At 35.9% G+C, this 18,903-nt stretch carries 18 protein-coding genes; 11 read left to right on the top strand and 7 right to left on the bottom strand.

All coding sequences use genetic code 11. The features are described 5' to 3' along the window. The first annotated feature begins 9 nt into the window (after nt 1-9). From C8J95_RS05300 to C8J95_RS05315, 4 genes are read left to right on the top strand one after another with little or no spacing between them, the layout of a single operon-like run. A complete protein-coding gene (locus C8J95_RS05300) occupies nt 10-831 on the top strand; it encodes a GLPGLI family protein (protein WP_107809318.1) in 822 nt (273 codons plus the stop codon). Between the two features lies 1 nt (nt 832). Then, entirely contained in the window at nt 833-1,681 is an 849-nt protein-coding gene (locus C8J95_RS05305) for a GLPGLI family protein (protein WP_107809319.1), read from the top strand. Nucleotides 1,682-1,683: 2 nt separating this feature from the next. After that, complete coding sequence (locus tag C8J95_RS05310) at nt 1,684-2,571, top strand: GLPGLI family protein (protein WP_107809320.1); 888 nt, start codon at nt 1,684-1,686, stop codon at nt 2,569-2,571. Nucleotides 2,572-2,580: 9 nt separating this feature from the next. Beyond that, the gene (locus C8J95_RS05315) at nt 2,581-3,462 is read left to right on the top strand and encodes a GLPGLI family protein (protein ID WP_107809321.1); all 882 of its coding nucleotides are present in this window, start codon (nt 2,581-2,583) and stop codon (nt 3,460-3,462) included. A 49-nt stretch (nt 3,463-3,511) separates the two neighbouring features. Here C8J95_RS05315 and C8J95_RS05320 read toward each other — a convergent pair whose 3' ends face one another. The 5 genes from C8J95_RS05320 to C8J95_RS05340 form a co-directional block, all read right to left on the bottom strand. Continuing rightward, nucleotides 3,512-4,777, bottom strand: coding sequence for an FAD-binding oxidoreductase (locus C8J95_RS05320; protein ID WP_107809322.1), 1,266 nt, complete (start codon nt 4,775-4,777; stop codon nt 3,512-3,514). Nucleotides 4,778-4,788: 11 nt separating this feature from the next. Continuing rightward, the gene (locus C8J95_RS05325) at nt 4,789-5,787 is read right to left on the bottom strand and encodes a 4-hydroxyproline epimerase (RefSeq protein ID WP_107809323.1); all 999 of its coding nucleotides are present in this window, start codon (nt 5,785-5,787) and stop codon (nt 4,789-4,791) included. Nucleotides 5,788-5,791: 4 nt separating this feature from the next. Next, complete coding sequence (locus C8J95_RS05330) at nt 5,792-7,273, bottom strand: aldehyde dehydrogenase (NADP(+)) (RefSeq protein ID WP_107809324.1); 1,482 nt, start codon at nt 7,271-7,273, stop codon at nt 5,792-5,794. Nucleotides 7,274-7,289: 16 nt separating this feature from the next. Next, complete coding sequence (locus C8J95_RS05335) at nt 7,290-8,195, bottom strand: dihydrodipicolinate synthase family protein (protein WP_107809325.1); 906 nt, start codon at nt 8,193-8,195, stop codon at nt 7,290-7,292. 96 nt (nt 8,196-8,291) lie between these two features. Further along, nucleotides 8,292-9,170 carry an AraC family transcriptional regulator gene (locus tag C8J95_RS05340; protein ID WP_107809326.1) on the bottom strand — a complete coding sequence of 293 codons (879 nt, stop codon included), beginning with the start codon at nt 9,168-9,170 and terminating at the stop codon, nt 8,292-8,294. Nucleotides 9,171-9,345: 175 nt separating this feature from the next. Between C8J95_RS05340 and C8J95_RS05345 the strand changes: the two genes are divergently transcribed. Both C8J95_RS05345 and C8J95_RS05350 read left to right on the top strand, forming a co-directional pair. Beyond that, nucleotides 9,346-10,740 carry an aminopeptidase P family protein gene (locus tag C8J95_RS05345; RefSeq protein ID WP_107809327.1) on the top strand — a complete coding sequence of 465 codons (1,395 nt, stop codon included), beginning with the start codon at nt 9,346-9,348 and terminating at the stop codon, nt 10,738-10,740. Nucleotides 10,741-10,753: 13 nt separating this feature from the next. Beyond that, entirely contained in the window at nt 10,754-12,925 is a 2,172-nt protein-coding gene (locus C8J95_RS05350; RefSeq protein WP_107809328.1) for a DPP IV N-terminal domain-containing protein, read from the top strand. Between the two features lie 55 nt (nt 12,926-12,980). On the opposite strand, the gene fsa is transcribed toward C8J95_RS05350, so the two are convergent. Beyond that, the gene (gene fsa, locus C8J95_RS05355; RefSeq protein ID WP_059154038.1) at nt 12,981-13,634 is read right to left on the bottom strand and encodes a fructose-6-phosphate aldolase; all 654 of its coding nucleotides are present in this window, start codon (nt 13,632-13,634) and stop codon (nt 12,981-12,983) included. A 128-nt stretch (nt 13,635-13,762) separates the two neighbouring features. On the opposite strand from fsa, the gene pepE reads away from it, so the two are divergent. Then, nucleotides 13,763-14,461 (top strand): dipeptidase PepE, encoded by a 699-nt coding sequence (pepE, locus tag C8J95_RS05360; protein WP_107809329.1) that lies wholly within the window; start codon nt 13,763-13,765, stop codon nt 14,459-14,461. Between the two features lie 48 nt (nt 14,462-14,509). On the opposite strand, the gene C8J95_RS05365 is transcribed toward pepE, so the two are convergent. Continuing rightward, nucleotides 14,510-14,914 (bottom strand): thioesterase family protein, encoded by a 405-nt coding sequence (locus C8J95_RS05365; RefSeq protein WP_107809330.1) that lies wholly within the window; start codon nt 14,912-14,914, stop codon nt 14,510-14,512. A gap of 128 nt (nt 14,915-15,042) precedes the next feature. On the opposite strand from C8J95_RS05365, the gene dnaA reads away from it, so the two are divergent. The 4 genes from dnaA (at nt 15,043) to C8J95_RS05385 (ending at nt 18,896) form a co-directional block, all read left to right on the top strand. After that, a complete protein-coding gene (dnaA, locus tag C8J95_RS05370; RefSeq protein WP_034866921.1) occupies nt 15,043-16,497 on the top strand; it encodes a chromosomal replication initiator protein DnaA in 1,455 nt (484 codons plus the stop codon). A 64-nt stretch (nt 16,498-16,561) separates the two neighbouring features. Next, nucleotides 16,562-17,011, top strand: coding sequence for a low molecular weight protein-tyrosine-phosphatase (locus C8J95_RS05375; RefSeq protein WP_107809331.1), 450 nt, complete (start codon nt 16,562-16,564; stop codon nt 17,009-17,011). 11 nt (nt 17,012-17,022) lie between these two features. Continuing rightward, complete coding sequence (locus C8J95_RS05380; protein ID WP_107809332.1) at nt 17,023-17,721, top strand: SAM-dependent methyltransferase; 699 nt, start codon at nt 17,023-17,025, stop codon at nt 17,719-17,721. Nucleotides 17,722-17,771: 50 nt separating this feature from the next. Further along, on the top strand, nt 17,772-18,896 hold the full coding sequence (locus C8J95_RS05385; RefSeq protein WP_107809333.1) for an AI-2E family transporter: 1,125 nt from the start codon (nt 17,772-17,774) through the stop codon (nt 18,894-18,896). The last annotated feature ends 7 nt before the right edge of the window (nt 18,897-18,903 follow it).

The raw sequence follows: 18,903 nt of genomic DNA on the forward strand, positions 1-18,903 counted from the left end.
ACCAAAGCCATGAAATTCACAATTACTTTTTTATTGTGCATTAGCATTTTTATGCACTCTCAGACCCGACGATATATCTACCAGCTTACCTATACAGATAATGTTACTAAGAATAGTAAGCGAAATATCAATATGGTACTGGATATTAATCCTAAGGATGTTAAATTCTATGAATATGGGTTTCTGGAAACGGATTCTTTAAATCAGCTTCCGGATGCAATAAGACATTATAGAGGCAGCGAAACCAAACAATTATTAAAGAGAGATACAAATTCTTTTAATAACACTAATTTTTATAGAGTCAGTGACTATTTTGTTTTTCCTTCAGAAGATCCTATACAATGGACTTTAAAAAATGAGACTAAACAAATAGATCAATATAAAGTCCAAAAAGCAACAACTGATTTTGGTGGAAGGAAATGGACAGCTTGGTTTGCTCCGGATATTCAGATTAATGAAGGTCCTTACAAGTTCAGAGGTTTACCCGGATTAATTTTCGAAATATCAGACAATGAAGAGCATTTTCATTATAAATTAGTGAAAAATAAAAATTTCAGCAAAACTCAGTCTACCGAGAATTTTTTAGAAACCTATTATGGCCAAACACCCACAAAAATATCTATGGTCATGTATAAAAAATTATTTCTAGACTATTACAATGATCCTTTTGCATGGGCCAGGTCGGCACCTGAGGGCAGATGGAGTATAAAAATAGGAGATAAAGAGTATAAGACAAAAGCCGATCTAAAAGAAGCAACCGAAAATTCACAAAAAACAATGCGTGACAGCTACAATCCAATTGAAAAGAATAACGCAGTAATATTAAAATAATATGAAGAAAATTCTCTACTTATTCCTTGCCGGATATGGTATACTATATGCGCAGAATCAGAAATTTGTATATGAATACAAGTTTATATCAGATTCTACTAATGTAAGAGATATTAAATCCGAAATCACCCATCTGGAAGTTACTCCAAAAGGTTCACTGTTTTATAGTTATGAAGTTTACAAAAGCGATTCTTTGGCGAAAGCAGATCTGGAAAGACAGCTTAAAGCAACAGGTAGCATCAATGTTAAAACTAATATGCGAAAAGGGAAATTCAGAGATAGAATATTTAAAACCTATCCTGATTTTAAGATCACACAGGAAAGTTCTACAACAGGAAAAGCTTTAAAGATTATCGATGATCGTAAACTCGATTGGAAAATATTGCCGGACAAACAAAAAATAGGAAACTATGAGACACAAAAGACTGAGACTACCTTTGCCGGAAGAAAGTGGACAGCATGGTTTACCACTGAAATTCCGTTTCAGGATGGTCCATATAAATTCCATGGGCTTCCTGGTTTTATTGTGAAAATTGAAGATACAAGCAAGTCTCATGTATTTGAACTGAAAGAGGTAAGTAAATTGGTAACTCCTTTCAATGAAGAATTGACTTTATTCCAGAAAGCTGTAGATGTACCTTATCCCCAGTATGTGAAAATCTACAAAATGTATCGAAAAGATCCTACAGCAGAGTTTAAGCAAAGAATGGCTACTATTTCGAATCAAGTTATAAGAGATTCCAGTGGTAATCCTATAGACATGAATAAAATAATGAAAGAGCGTGAGCAACAAGATTTGGAAAGGCTGAAAAAGGACAATAATATTCTAGAATTGGATTTATTAAAGTAATTATGAAAAATGCAATATCAATTTTTTGCTTGCTTATTGTATTAACTGTACAAGGGCAGGTTCAGCGGTTTATTTATGAATATAAATTTACCAATGACTCTTTGAAAAAAGATTCTTTGAAATCTGAATATATGTTTCTGGATGTTTTGAAAACTGGCTCAAAGTATTATAGCAAGAAACAATTTGATTCTGATTCTATTCAGACTATTGCAATCATTAAGCAAATGAAAATGAACCCTGGTAGTATTTCTGTGAGCAAAAGCTTTGGTGAAGGTGGTATAGATTATATTATAGAAAAAAGCTACCCGGATTTTAAAATTGGATTCAACACCTCTGTAGGAATGGGTATTGGAAATACAGATTATAAAGTTTTAGACGATCGTAAACTTAGCTGGAAAATATTATCGGATAAGCAAAAAATAGGAGAGTTCGATACTCAGAAAGCTGAGACAACTTTTGCCGGAAGAAAATGGACAGCATGGTTCACTACTGAAATTCCGTTTCAGGACGGCCCTTATAAATTTCATGGACTTCCTGGACTTATTGTAAAAATTGAGGATTCAAAGCACACCCATATAATGGAGCTAAAGGCGGTAAAGAAAATTCCTGAACGAGAGTTGACAAAAGAAGAAACAGACGCAATTGCTTATAAAGAAAAAATGGGCAAGAGATTACCTGTGAATCAAAGTCAGTATAAAAGACTCATAGAACAGTACAAAAACGACCCTGTGCAAGGCTATCGCGAAATGATGAACAAACCGAACATGAAAGTAAGCATTAATATAGATGGACGTATTATTAGTGACAATGCCGAAATTCTAAAGCAGATGGAAAAAACAGCCAAAGAACAAATAAAAAATGAAAACAACCTTATAGAACAACAATTATAAATATTCTGTATGAAAAAATTATTATTTCTTTTCATCTTTTCTATAGCATTCTATACAAATATAGTAGCCCAAAGGTTTACCTATGAATATAAATATGCAATTGATTCTACCCGAAAAGATTCATTAACAACTGAACATATGATTCTTGATATAAGTAAATCAGGTTCTAAATTTTATAGTAAGGCCAAGTATGAAAATGACAGCATTATAAAAGCCGAAGTCGAAAAACAAATGAAAACAGGCGCTTCCAATATTCAGATGAAATCAGGTTACAAGGGAAGTGTTAATTTCTCTGTAGAAAAGAGCTATCCGGATTACAAGACTTATCTTCTAACCAATGTCGGAGCAGTTGGAGGAATGTCAAGATATAAAGTTCTGGACGACCGTAAAATAGAGTGGAAAATATTAAAAGACCAGCAGAAAATAGGTGAATTCAATGCTCAAAAAGCGGAAACAAACTTTGCCGGGAGGAAATGGATTGTATGGTTTACCACCGATATCCCTTTTCAGGATGGGCCATACAAATTCCGTGGACTTCCTGGTTTGATTGTGAAAATTGAAAGCGCGGATAAAACCCACAATATGGAATTGAAGGGAGTAAAAAAAATGACGGACGAACAGCTCACTGCCAGTAGTTCACCCGAATTATCTATATTGAGAAATAAGCCTCTGGATATTTCCCAATCACAGTATGTTAAGCTTATGGATCAGTATAAAAAAGATCCAGGACAGAGCATGCGGGAAATCCTTAACAGACCTGGTGTAAAGATGAAATTTAATGTAAATGGTAAAGACGTTACAGATCCAAATGATATGATCCGACAGATTGAAAAAACAGCAAAAGAAAAACTAAAGAGAGAAAATAATCCGATTGAACTAAAACTCAATTAGAAAATAATCCGGCTTACAGGCCGGATTTTTATTTATAATATTCTTACATTCAACTGAATCTTTCAGGCCTAAAAATATCAATATCAACAGATAGCTTATCTCCATTAGCAATTTCAGAAATGGTTCTTCCGAATACAGGTCCCAAACTTAATCCCATCATTCCGCCACCGCCTGCAATTATAAGATTTTTCAATTTAGAAGAAGCTCCCAAATAGGGTAGTCCATCCGGAGCACATGGTCTGTAGCCATACCAGATATCTGATTCTTTTGGAAGAGCCACATTGAAATCGGGCATATACTTTGGAATAGATGCCACAATACCCTCAACCCGGTTCATATTAATTTTATGCTGATGTTGTGCAAGTTCCATTGTACCACCGAAACGTATCTTTCCACCCATAGGTGTTACGGCAACTCTTGCTTCCAGTAATAATGCAGCATGCTCTAGTTTGCTTTTCGGATCATCTGGAGTATGAATGAAAGAATAGCCTTTTCCAGGCATTAACTGAATTTTGATCCCGGCTTTTTGAGCTAACTCAGGAAGAAATGAGCCACCTGTCATGATAATCTGATCTCCTGTAAACTTTATTCCATTAGCAATGACAGCATTTATCTTATTTCCGGATATTTCAAACCCTGAAACACGATGTTGGGTATGAAAAACAACATCTTTATTCTTAAGATAAGAAATCAACTGTGACATTAGCTTCATTGGATTTAAATGTCCGTCGCATTTGTAATTTACCCCACCTATAACATCCAAATTAATGTTGGGCTCCAATTCCTGAATTTCTTTTTGATCCAGAATTTCTATTTCTAAACCCAACTCTCTGGCAGCATGAGCCAACTCGGCTTCTTCCTCAGCAACTTTTTCAGTTTTATAGAGCATCAGAATACCATTCTGATTCAGTTCAAAATTAAAACCATCTGTCTTTGCCAATTCATTATACAATGCACTACTGGCCAGATTAAGATCTCTGATTGCAGCTGCAGAAGCATCTACATGTTTCTGATTAGAATGTTTTAAGAATTGTAACCCCCAGGAAATAAGCTTGCTGCTTATTGTAGGTTTTACATAAAATGGACTCTTGCTATTGAACATCCAGCGGATTCCCTGTGCAATAACGCCAGGAGCAGCCAATGGTGTAAAATGACTAGGAACAAGCATCCCTGCATTCCCATATGAACAATTATTAGACAAATCATTTTGTTCCAATATCTCTACCTGCCAGCCTTTCTGTAACAAATAATAAGCGGAACTTAGTCCTGCGATTCCTGCACCTATAACAAGTGCCTTTCCTTTATTTTCTGTCATATACGTTATAATTACATAACCTGGAATCCTAGCCAGTAAGGATCTTCATCGTCGATAATGATATGATTATAACCTGTAATTCTTGCCCATCCTTCAACTGAAGGGATAATAGCAGGTTTCCCATTTATAGTTGTTGTTCCTTCAATTCTTCCAACAAATTGAGAACCAATATAGCTTTCATGGATAAACTCTTCACCTTCTTTCAATTTGCCTTTAGCATACCACTGAGCCATTCTTGCAGACGTCCCGGTACCACAAGGGGAGCGGTCTAATGCATTTTCACCGACCAAAACAGCATTTCTGCCACTGGCTTTAGGATCTGTAGGATTTCCTGTCCACTGAATATGACTCAAGCCATTTATATTTTCATCCTCAGGATGTATAAAACTGTATTTCTCATTTAACAATTTTCTAATCAGCTTTCCATAATGGATTAACTGGCTCGCAGTGAAATCCGAGATGTCTTTAAAATTTTCCTGTGGATCAATAATTCCGTAAAAATTACCACCATAGGCGACATCAACTTTTATCGATCCCAAATCCGGACATTCAACTACCAGATCTTCTGCGTATAGAAAAGATTTTACATTTGTCAGCTTTACAGACTTCACTTTCTTTCCTTCCTGTATATAGTCGATAAGAACCAAGCCTGCTGGTGTTTCTAACCGCAGTTTACCCGGCATTTTCGGAATTACCAAACCTTCTTCTATAGCAATAGTTACAGTACCAATGGTTCCATGTCCACACATAGGCAGACAGCCACTGGTCTCGATATACAATACCCCGGTATCATTAGCATCATCTATAGGCGGGTAGAGTATACTGCCACTCATCATATCATGCCCGCGAGGTTCAAACATAAGTCCCTTTCGGATCCAATCATATTCTTTCATAAAATGAAGCCTGCGTTCCATCATGGAATTTCCTTTTAAAACAGGACCACCGCCTGCAACAAGCCGCACAGGACAGCCACAGGTATGGGAATCTATACAAAAAAATGTTCTGTTCATCGTTTTAAATTTTTAATGATCCTAAATTTGTCTCACCATCCACAATTCTATTAATCTGCAAAGGATTTTCATTTTTCAGCTCCTCCGGTAAAAATTCATCCGGCCAGTTTTGGAAGGCTATTGGTCTAAGAAATCGTTTTACAGCATCGGGTCCTACAGATGTAAAACGGGCATCAGTAGTAGAGGGGTATGGGCCGCCATGCTGCATTGCATAAACGACTTCTACACCGGTTGGCATCCCATTGAACAAAAGCCTTCCACATTTGTCTTTTACAACATTTATTATATCAATATTCTCACGTATATCTTCATTTGTTGCAGCAATAGTAGCCGTTAGCTGGCCTTTTAACTGTTTTGCAATCTGAAGTATTTCTTCTCTGTTTTCACACTTGACAATAATCCCAAACGGCCCAAATACTTCTTCGCTCAGAATTTTATTTTTAATAAAGCTTGCTGCAGTTGTTTCAATAACTATAGAACGTCCTTCCCATTGATTAATATCATTATTAACTTCCGAAACAATAGCAATATCGGACTGGGAACAAACTCTTTTTTTATTGCTTTCAAAACTTTCAAAAATCCCTTTATGCAGCATATTGACAGGAACTATATTTGGAATTTCATTTTGTAATGTTGCTTTAAAGCGTTCTAACCCTGATCCATTTTGTACAATAAAAACTCCCGGATTGGTACAAAATTGTCCAACACCTAAAGTTAAAGAAATAGCATATTCCTTTGCCAATTCTTCTGCTTTAGAGTCTAATTGATTCTGAAATGCAAAAACAGGATTGATACTGCCCATTTCAGCAAATACAGGAATAGGTTCTTCGCGCTGATTGGCAAGATCAAGTAATGCTTTTCCACCAACAAATGAGCCTGTAAATGCCACAGCTTTTACTTCTTTATGCTGAACTAAATAAATACCTGTATCATTAGATTTTCCGGTGACGTGACTGAATACTCCTTCCGGCCAGCCGAATTCTTTTACAACTTCAGTTATTGCATCTGCCATTATTTGTGAGGTTTCAGAGTGTGCAGGATGTGCTTTAACAATCACTGGACAACCAGCTCCAATAGCACTGGCTGTATCACCTCCGGCTGTTGAAAAAGCAAAAGGGAAATTACTGGCTCCAAAAACTACAACAGGACCAAGACCTATATTATATTTACGTAAATCGGCTTTTACCTGGTTCGGTTGTGGTAAATCTATTCTGGCCTCCGTATAAATACCTTTTGCTACAGCTTTAGCATAACTTCTCCATTGTCCAATAGTTCTGGCTTTCTCTCCGGTTAGTCTGGCAAATGGTAAAGATGTTTCGGCATGCGCTGTCGCTAGCAAAACTTCATTTAAAGCTTCTATTTTATCGGCTACAGCATTCATAAAGATTTCCCGATCTTTTATAGTTGTATCCTTCAGAAACTGATAAGCTTCTGTGGCCAGTAAAATTCTCTCATCAATACTCTGGGAGGACGTTTCTTTAATCATAGATTTATGTTTGAGATTAATCTAATACAGGGCGATTTATTATACCATCAGTAATTATTTTATTAATTCTGCCAGCTTCTTCTCCTTGTAGTTCAAGTCTCGGAGCTCTTACATAAGGATTACTAATTCCTTCGGCAGCGGCTGCAAGTTTGATATACTGAATAAGTTTAGGGTGTATATCCAGTTCCAGTAAAGGCATAAACCAACGATAAATAGCGACAGCTTTATCATAATTTCCGGATTTAACATGATTATACATTGCCATAGTTTCATTTGGAAAAGCATCTACAAGTCCTGCTACCAAACCATCTGCGCCCAGCATTAAAGTTTCCAGACAGATTGTATCCACACCTCCCAGTATTTTAATTCTATTATCAAATCGGTTAATCATTCTGGTAACATTTGCCAAATCTCTTGTCGATTCTTTAACAGCCTGAATAGTAGGGCAGGCTACTAGCTCTTCAAACATTTCCAGGGTAACATAAATACCGTAATCTACAGGATTATTATAAATAAGGATTGGAAGATCTGTGGCAGATGCTACGGATTTAAAATACTCTGTTACTTCATAATTATCTGCTTTATAACGCATAGGCGGAAGCAGCATCAATCCGTCAGCACCTAATTCTTTAGCTTTTTTTGCATAGCTAATCGCGCTTTTTGTTGTATTTTCTGCAAGGTTAAGAATAACCGGAATTCTTCCGGCCGTGATTTTTTTAGCATATTTCAGAAGCTCAAATTTTTCTTCCGTTTCCAGTACACTGGCTTCTCCTAATGTACCGGCAAGGATAATACCGTGTACACCGGCTTTAATCTGAGCCTCAGTATTTTTAGCAAACATCTCAAAATCTATTTCACCTTCCTTTGTAAAAGGAGTTAACACAGCTGGGTAAATTCCTTCCCAGTTAAGTTTTGTACTCATATCAAATATTTATTTTTCCAAAACTAATAGAATTTAAAATCCCTAAATGTTAATATTTTAATAGATTCTAACCATATTTTAACACCTGTATAATTTTCAATCAGTTATAGTCTCTTTATACCTCTTTAAATATTCTTTAGGTGAATATTTCATAATTGTACGGAATACACGATTAAAATTGGTTAAACTATTAAATCCACTATTGAATGCAATAGAATAAATACTATTCATTCCTGAAGATGTAAGTAATTTACAGGCACGTTGTACACGCAGCTCATTAAGATATTGGATATAAGTAATACCTGTCCGTTTTTTAAAAGATCTGCAAAATGCCTGTGGTGTAAGGCAGGCCTGTTCTGCAATATCATCCAAAGTAAGCTTTTGCTGGGCAAAGTTTTTCCTGATATAACTCTGAGCATCTATGATTCTCTTATCGTTATCGGAAATATGACCTGAAAAATTCTTACCAGCAGACAACGGAATATGAAGCGCTTTGTTCAGCATAAGATCATTCAGAATTTTTATAAAGCACATAATCTGTTCAACACCCTGCATCTTTTGCAATTCTTTTATTTTGTCACTTATATTGGCTTTTAGTTCTTGTGCTACCTGGAAGCCCACTTCGGAACCGGATATAAAATCCTTTAATTCTTCAAATTCGGGTAAATTAAAAATTCCGGAAATCTTTTTATAGGGATCAAAAAAAATAGATACCGCATGTACTTTGTGTTTTTCATTTTTCTTAAAATCGGCTTTAAAAACATGAGCCTGATTAGCTCCCAGATAAAAGATATCTCCTTCTTTAAAGCTGAGTAGATTTTGTTCAATGGCTAATGTCCCGTGTCCTTTTACAATCCACATAATCTGTGTTTCATCGTGACGATGAAAATAAGGATAAAAATGAGTCATTATATCTTCCTGAATACTAATACTTTTATTGGTATTGGCAGGTACAGAGAACTGAAGACTTTTCATACAAAAAACTAAACTTTAGATAAGGTGTTAAAATACTGCCGAATTTAAGCAAAATATAAACATTGAATGTCATATTAAAATCCAATCTTTACAAGCGGTTTATTTTTCATAAACAATACCTTGTAAACATTATAAAATCGTAACTTTAAACCTTTAAACAACCAATATTCATAATATGTTTTCACCACAAACTTACCAGAATAGAAGAACCGTATTGAAAGACAATGTTGCTAACGGAATCTTACTATTTTTAGGGAACATAGAAAACCCTGTAAATTTTGAACACAATCCTTATTACTTCCGCCAGGATAGTACATTCTTATATTACTTTGGCATTCAGGAACCCAGGATTGCAGCTATTATTGATATAGACGAAAATAAAACTATTATCTTCGGAGATGAACTTAGCATAGACGATATCGTATGGATGGGCAGGCAAGAAACGCTGAAAGAAAAGAGTTTGAAATCTGATGTACAAGAAACTCTTCCATATGCAGAGCTTTATAAATATGTACAAAAGGCTCAGGCTTTAGGAAGAAAAGTACATTACCTTCCGCCATATCAGTCTTCTAATAAAATTTTGCTAGGTGATCTTCTTGGAATTAAAATTGTAGAATTACAACCATCTGTTGATCTGATTAAGGCAATTGTAAAACAACGTTCTATAAAAGAACAGCAAGAAATTGCACAAATAGAAGAGGCCATAAATGTATCCAATGAAATGCATTTGTTGGCAATGCGTATTGCCAGACCAGGTGTCAAAGAATATGAAATTGCCAATGCAATTCAGCATCTTGCTGCAAATAAGGAATGCCAAATGTCCTACCCGCCAATTGTGACAATAAACGGAGGTATACTTCATAACCATTATCGTCTGAATACTCTAAAGAGTGGTGATCTTTTCCTCAATGATTCCGGTGCAGAAACTTCAATGGGGTACGCTGGCGACCTTACCAGAACATTTCCGGTAGACAACAACTTTACAGCTAAGCAAAAAGAGATGTATGAAATAGTTTTGAATGCTTTTAACAATGCACAACAACTATTAAAGCCCGGAGTTAAGTTTAAAGATATTCACCTGAAAGCTTCTCAATATCTGGTAGAAGGCCTTATTGATTTAGGATTAATGAAAGGAAATCCTGAAGAAGCTGTAAAAAATCATGCCCATACTTTATTCTTCCAATGCGGATTAGGACATATGATGGGATTGGATGTACACGACATGGAGGATTTGGGTGAACAATATATCGGCTATACCGAAGAAGAACCGAAAGACACCAAAACTTTTGGACTTAAATCTCTACGTTTAGGTAAAACACTGGAAACCGGATTTGTATTAACCGTTGAACCAGGCATCTATATGATCCCGGAACTAATCAATATATGGCAGGCAGAAAATAAAAATGCTGAATTTATTAATTACGATAAAGTAAATGAGTACCGGAATTTCGGAGGTGTACGTGTTGAAGACGATTTCCTGATTACAAATGAAGGATACAGACTTTTAGGAAACGGACTAATTAAAACGGTTGACGAAATTGAAGACTACAGAACCCAACATTTAGCTTAATTAAATAGCAGATATGAAGAACATAAAAAAACTAGTTAATCTGGCGTTTTGTTATTTGTGCATGTCTCCTTTGATAGCACAGAACAAACAATGGACGCCAGATGGTAATGCGTATTATTCGTTTACCAAAAACGGAATCGAGGTTGTAGATCTTGTTAATTCCGGAAAAAATCAACCTTTTCTACCAAAAGAAGCACTTATTCCTGCGGGAAGCTCAACACCGCTGAATGTGCAAAGTTTTCAGGTATCTCCGGATGGAAATAACCTGTTATTATTTGCTAATACGAAACGTGTATGGCGGGTGAATACAAAAGGGGATTATTGGGTTTTTAATAAAAACACAAAAAAACTTACGCAGCTGGGCAAAGGTTTACCTGAAGCCTCTCTTATGTTTGCTAAGTTTTCACCAAACGGCAAGAAAGTGGCCTATGTTTCTAAGCACAATATTTATATCGAGGATCTTGCAAATAATAAACTAAATAAAATAACCAACGATGGTACCGACAGAATGATTAACGGAACATTCGACTGGGCATATGAAGAAGAATTTGGGGCCAAAGACGGTTTCAGATGGTCTCCGGATGGTAACAAAATTGCTTATTGGAAGTTGGATGCCAATGGTACTAAGAACTTTTTGATGATTAATAATACCGATAGCCTGTATTCATTTACGATTCCGGTAGAATATCCAAAAGTAGGAGAGAACCCTTCAGGTTGCAGCATTTGGTTTTATGATCTTTCTACAAACACCACAAAAAAAGCCAATATAGAAGGCGATGAAGTACAACATTATATTCCGAGAATGGAATGGGTACTGGACTCTAAATCAATAATTCTACAACAGCTGAACAGAAAACAAAACCAAAGTAAAATTATTCTGACAAACGCTTCTACAGGAGTTAGTAAAGCAATCCAGTCGGAATCTGATCCGGCATGGATTGATGTAAAAACAATGTGGAATGATGGTGATCCAAGCGGATGGGATTGGATCAATAACGGGAAGGAATTCCTTTGGTTATCCGAAAAGGATGGCTGGAGACATATCTATAAAATAGACTTGAACGGAAAAGAAACATTAATTACAAAGGATGCTTTTGATGTTATAAAGCCAGAGTTTTTTGATGTTCCGAATAAATTAATTTATTTCTCAGCCTCACCTAAAAATGCTGCTCAGGAGTATTTATATAAAGTAAGTCTGGATGGTGGGAAAGCAGAAAGAATTACACCGGAAGCCTATCCCGGATCTAACAAATATACAATATCACCAAACGGAAAGCTTGCTATATTCAATAACAGTAGCGTAGATGGAGTCTCTGCTGGTACTGTGATTTCTCTTCCTGATCATAAAGAATTGGTAGCTGCAAAAAGATCTGCTAAAGCAGATCCTGCAAAATCCAAAGCAGAATTCTTCCAAATAACAACTCAGGATGGTGTTACTTTAGATGGATGGGTAGTAAAGCCTAAGAACTTTGATCCGACAAAAAAATATCCAATTGTCTTCACAGTATATGGTGAGCCTGGATCCCAAACAGTAACTGATAACTTCTATACGGGCTGGAACAGTTTATACATCGGCGATATGGCTCAGGATGGCTATTTATATGTTTCTCTTGAAAATCGTGGTACACCAGCTCCAAAAGGACGTGAATGGAGAAAATCTGTTTACCGCAAAATTGGACAGCTTAATATTCGTGATCAGGCAATGGGAGCTAAGGTTTTATTTGCAAAATGGCCATATATAGATACTTCCAGAGTTGCTGTATGGGGCTGGAGTGGTGGTGGATCTTCCACATTAAATCTTTTAGGTCAATATCCGGAAATTTACCAAACAGGAATCGCCATTGCACCTGTAGCCAATCAGCTATTCTACGATAACATTTATCAGGAAAGATATATGGGCCTTCCACAAGAAAACAGAGAAGATTTTGTAAAAGGTTCTCCATTGGCTTATGCTAAAAACCTGAAAGGAAATCTTTTATTGGTACATGGGACTGGAGACGACAATGTACACTATCAAAATACTGAAGTGTATATTAATGAGTTGGTGAAATACAACAAACAATTCCAGTTGATGTCTTATCCTAACAGAACGCATTCTATTAGCGAAGGGGAAGGAACATCACTTCACCTGGCTACGATGTTTACGAAATATTTAAAAGAACACTGTCCTCCGGGAGGAAGGTAATAAATAAAAAATCCCACATTTCTGTGGGATTTTTTATTTTATGCTATTTGATTAACTATCCAAGTTTCTTAGCATCAGCTACAAACTGAGCAAGACCAAGATCTGTTAATGGGTGCTTTAATAAGCCAAGGATTGAAGGTAACGGAGATGTAATAACATCTGCACCAATCTTAGCACAGTTAATAATGTGCATAGGACTACGGATAGATGCTGCTAAAATCTCAGTATCGTACATATAGTTGTTATAGATTGTTCTGATTTCCTCGATTAGGTTAAGACCGTCAGTAGAAATATCATCAAGACGTCCTAAGAAAGGAGAAACATAAGTAGCTCCGGCTTTAGCAGCTAAAAGCGCCTGACCTGCTGAGAAAATCAATGTACAGTTCGTTTTAATTCCTTTATCAGAAAAATATTTCAACGCCTTTACACCATCTTTAATCATAGGGATTTTTACTACGATATTTGGGTGGATAGCAGCTAATTCTTCTCCTTCTTTAATCATTTCCTCGTAAGTAGTAGAAAGAACTTCGGCAGAAATATCACCATCTACAATCTCGCAGATTGTTTTATAATGCTGCTTAATAGCCTCAGCTCCGCTAATACCTTCCTTCGCCATCAAAGACGGGTTAGTCGTTACACCATCAAGAATTCCTAAATCTTGTGCTTCTTTAATCTGCTCTAAATTGGCTGTGTCGATAAAAAATTTCATTTCTCTTTTAGATTTATAAACTTTCACAAAGATACGATTTGCTTTGGCATTCCGAAAAAATAATCTTAGTTCTTCCTTTTACTATCCTATAAAAGCTTTATTTTTGTTTGTCTATACAACACATATATATGAACATACTCTTAGCGTCCACATCTACATTATTTGGCGGACAATATTTAGAATACATTCGAGAAGAAATTATAACACTATTCAACGGAGCAGACGAAATTATCTTTGTACCATTCGCACGTCCGGGAGGTATTTCTCATGATGAATATACAGATAAAGCAAGAAGTTTTTTTTCTACAATTAATATAAAGGTAAAAGGATTGCATGAATTCGATAATCCTGTAGAAGCATTAAACCAAGCTAAAGGCTACTTTACGGGCGGAGGTAACACATTCCTTTTGGTAAAGACCTTGCACGAACAGGGATTACTTTCTGTACTGAAACAAAACGTAGAAAGTGGCAAACCTTATATGGGCGCCAGTGCCGGATCTAATATCGGAGGTCTTAATATGAGAACGACCAATGATATGCCTATTGTATATCCACCAAGTTTTGAATGTATGGGATTGGTGCCTTTTAACCTGAATCCGCATTATCTTGATCCTAATCCGGAATTACATCATAATGGAGAAACCAGAGAAACCCGTATTCTTGAATTCTTAACACAGAATGATACTCCGGTTGTGGGATTGCGTGAAGGAAACTGGATCCGAAGAATTGGTGATAAAATAACAACCGAAGGTTCCGAATTAACCAGAATTTTTGAAAAAGGTAAAGAACCTTATGAAATAGAAGCAGGGAGCGAACTGAGATTTTAAAATAAAAAAAAAGAGACTGAATTAATCAGTCTCTTTTTTATTCTATAACTAAAAATGTTTATCCATAAGTTCCATTAACCAGTCTGGACACTTGACAACTTTATTTTTTTCGGCATCCAAAAAGAAAAGGGTAGTGGATGCTTCTGTTAGTTTTTCACCCTCTTCATTATATATTTCATAATCGAAAATGATCCGAACTCTCGGACGCTCTTTTACCTTCACTTCAATCCTAAGTTCCTGATCATAAAGAGCTGGCTTCAGATATTTAATATTATACTCCGAAACCGGAAGCCAAATTCCACGTTTTTCAATCTCATCATATGACATTCCAATACCCCGAAAAAGTTCTACACGAGCCACCTCAAAATAGGTTGCGTAGTTACCATAGTATACATATTTCATGGGGTCAGTTTCAGCGTATCTAACTCTTAATGTGCAAGTTGTACTAATCATTTTAAGTCTTTATCTATACTTACAAATATATTTTTTAATAAGCAAGAGTCAAATATTTTTTTTTACTAATTTTAATTTTCATATTTGTCATCCTGTTATTTTCAAGACGCAAAAACTACTATCTTTCTATGGAGCAGAACATTACTTTGATTTGGGACAATTGCCTCAGCTTTATGAGGGATAATCTCAATTCTATTGAGGAAAAAGAAGGTGTTAATAAATTAGACGACTCCTTCGATTTACTCTTTTCAAAAGTAAAGCCTGTTTCTTTATTAGAAAAGAACCTTACTTTACAGGTTCCAAGTGATTTCTATCGTGAATATATTGAAGATAATTACCTATCTCTTCTTTCAGCAGCTTTAAAGAAAAACATCGGTAAAGGTGTAAAGCTTTGGTATTCTGTAATGGAGAACAAACCGGTAGGGAAAGTTCCACCAGTAACTATACAGATGAAAGGTCAGTCTATACAGACACCAAGACCTCAGGAAGTAAGAAATCCTGCTTACGCTCAGAATGTAGTAAATCCATTTGTGGTTCCGGGAATTAAAAAAGTTAATATAGACAGCCAGCTGAATCCTTCATTATCTTTTGATAACTTTATAGAAGGAGAAAGCAATAAATTCGCTTCTACAGTAGCAAGAACTATTGCTAAGAGACCAGGAGCAACGTCCTTTAACCCATTATTCCTTCACGGAGGTGTTGGGGTAGGAAAAACCCACATTGCACATGCAATCGGATTGGAGGTTAAAAATCTTTATCCGGAAAAAGTGGTACTATATGTATCTTCCGAAAAGTTTATTCAGCAGTTCGTATCTGCAGCGAAAGCTCAGAACAAAACAGACTTTGCCAACTTCTATCAGATGATAGATGTATGGATTATCGACGATGTTCAGTTCTTATCTAGCAAAGTTGCAACACAGGATATGTTCTTCCATATTTTCGATCATCTTCACCAAAATGGTAAGCAGATTATCCTGACTTCGGATAAGGCACCTGCTGACATTCAGGATATTCAGGAAAGAATTGTTTCCCGATTCAAGTGGGGATTATCTGCAGAAATAAAATCACCGGATTATGATACCAGAAAGAAAATCGTTGTAAACAAATTACACCGTGATGGTATTGTACTGGACAATGAGCTTATAGATTACCTTGCAACAGAAGTTAACTCTAATGTGAGAGAACTTATTGGTATTATCAATTCAGTTATAGCACACTCTATGATTGTTAAGTCTGAACTTACAATCGGATTGTTGAAAGATACAATTAGTAAGATTGCTGCTAATCAGAAAAAGACAATAAATATCGCTTATATTCAGGATGTAGTTTGTAAATACTTTGGTCTTCAAAAAGACAGACTACTATCCAAAACCAGAAAACGTGAGGTAGCATTACCTCGTCAGCTGGCTATGTATTTTGCTAAAGAATACACCAATGCTACTTTTACAAAAATCGGTGAAGAGATGGGTGGTAAAGACCATTCAACAGTAATGTATGCATGTGATACAATCCGTGACGTTGCAAAAGTGGACAAGGAAATGAAGAAATTCATTAAAGAAATTAAGGACAAGATATTTGAATAATAGCTATTAACTGACAGTTTGCTTTTATGGTAAACTGTATATTTCTTCTGTAAATTATACTAGCATGAAAATTTTAATGGTCTGCTTGGGAAATATTTGCCGGTCTCCTTTAGCTGAAGGAATTCTGAAATCTAAACTTCCGGATCATTATATAGTAGACAGCGCCGGGACAATATCTATGCATGAAGGCAGTCATCCTGATAAACGCTCTATTAAAGCTGCAGCACTACACAATATAGATATTTCCAAACAACGCTCCCGTCCCATTCAGCCCAAAGATTTAGAGTCTTTTGACAGAATATACTGTATGGATCGTAATAACCTGAAAGACGTATCTTCCATAGCTAAAAATGGAGAGCAAAAGCAAAAAATATCTTTGATACTCGGTGTTCTTAATGATAAGAACACCACAGAAGTTCCCGATCCATATTGGGGAAATCAACAGGATTTTGAAGATATATTCCAATTACTGAACAAAGCCTGTGATATTATAAAATCTCAACTCTCAGAATAAAAACAGAACCAATGCTTTTCTTATTACCTGCATATCTTTCAGAAAATACACCCGTAGAACATTTTGGCTCAGCAATCAAAGAATATATCTTGCAGACAGATTATTTCTTTGTAGAAAATGAAAAGACAGCCCGTAAGGTCATTAAATTCTTTACTCCTGAAAAAAAACAGTCTGACTTAAAATTGTTTTTACTCGATAAATATTCTGAAACTGCAGACCTAAAGGAAGCCCAGGAACTTATGAAAAAAGGACAGGACTTTTGTCTGCTGTCTGAAGCTGGATTGCCTTGCATTGCAGATCCCGGAAATATAATGGTAGCATGGGCGCACCGTAATAACATAAAAGTAGTTCCGGTTAACGGACCAAGTTCTATTATATTGGCCCTAATTTCCAGTGGATTCAACGGACAGCAATTTACTTTCCATGGTTATTTGCCTATAGATAGAGGAGAGAAAAGAAAACAGATTCTTCATTTGGAGTCACTTGTTCAGAAGACGGGTTATACTCAGATTTTCATGGAAACTCCGTATCGTAACAATCAGTTGCTGGAGGAACTTACCAAAACACTAAATGGTAAAACACTACTTTCCGTAGCTGCTAATATCAATGACCCGGAAGGAGAATTTATTAAAACCCAGTCTATTAATGATTGGAAAAACTATAAAACCGATCTGCACAAGATTCCTGCTATTTTTGTTTTAGGAAAATAGGCCGTTTCAGCTAAACTTTTTTTACCTTTAATGCATTGAATTTTCTGTGTATGAAGGCATTTTTATCATGGCCGTTTTATCTAAAACTGGCTTCAGTACTTATTAGCATAATGATCTTGGGCTACCTGGCTATTCAGGGACAAGATTTAATCATTCCGATGATTATGGGATTATTATTTGCAATATTACTTGTACCTGTATGCAACTTTCTGGAAAAAAAATTACGATTTAACCGTTCTATATCTGCAATTGTAGTAAGTGTATTAGGATTGGCCCTAATAGGACTTATACTATATCTTATAGGGATACAAACTACTAGTTTTTCAGAAGACTGGCCAGCTTTTCAAAAACAGATTACTGCAGCTTTTGATAGTATTCAGGATTGGGTTGCCCACAAATTCGGAGTGCAAAAGCATAAACAACTTACTTATATCAATGACCTTGCACAAAAATCATTAAGTACGGGAACAGTTATTGTCGAAAAAATGCTGAAGTCAATCACTTATATTCTGATGCTGATTGGTCTTACATTTCTGTTTACATTATTTATTCTGATATATCGGAGACAACTGGTTCGCTTTATCATTATGTGTTTTGCAGATAAGCACAAAGCTGTAGTGATGGATGTTGTAAACAGTATTCAGTATATGGTAAAAAAATACCTGATAGGCCTTATTATACAAATGGTTCTGGTAACCATATTGTCTTTTATAGCTTATACTATTATTGGAATAAAGTATAATTTCCTTTTGGCTATTATCACGGGAATATTCAATGTATTACCATATCTGGGAATTTTAATAGCTACTGTATTAGGTGTTTTTGTAACCTTCGCAACTTCCTCAGCAGCCAATGTATTATGGGTTTTAATAGGTATGGTTGCTGTACATGCTGTGGATGGCAATATTATCATGCCTAAAATTGTAGGATCACAGGTTAAACTAAATTCACTGATTGTAATTATTGGACTTATAGTAGGGGAAAGTATATGGGGCGTTATGGGAATGTTCCTTACAATTCCAATTATGGCCATTGCAAAAATTATTTTCGACAGGGTGGAAGACCTTAAACCATGGGGTTATCTGATGGGGGATGACGACGATGAAAAAGGATACGGAAAAGGAGAACTCTTGCCAATTGAAGATGACGAAACTGAAATGGAAATAGAAAAATAAATAAAAC

Origin of the sequence: Elizabethkingia sp. YR214 (assembly GCF_003058195.1) — a bacterium.
Classification (GTDB): Bacteria; Bacteroidota; Bacteroidia; order Flavobacteriales; family Weeksellaceae; genus Elizabethkingia.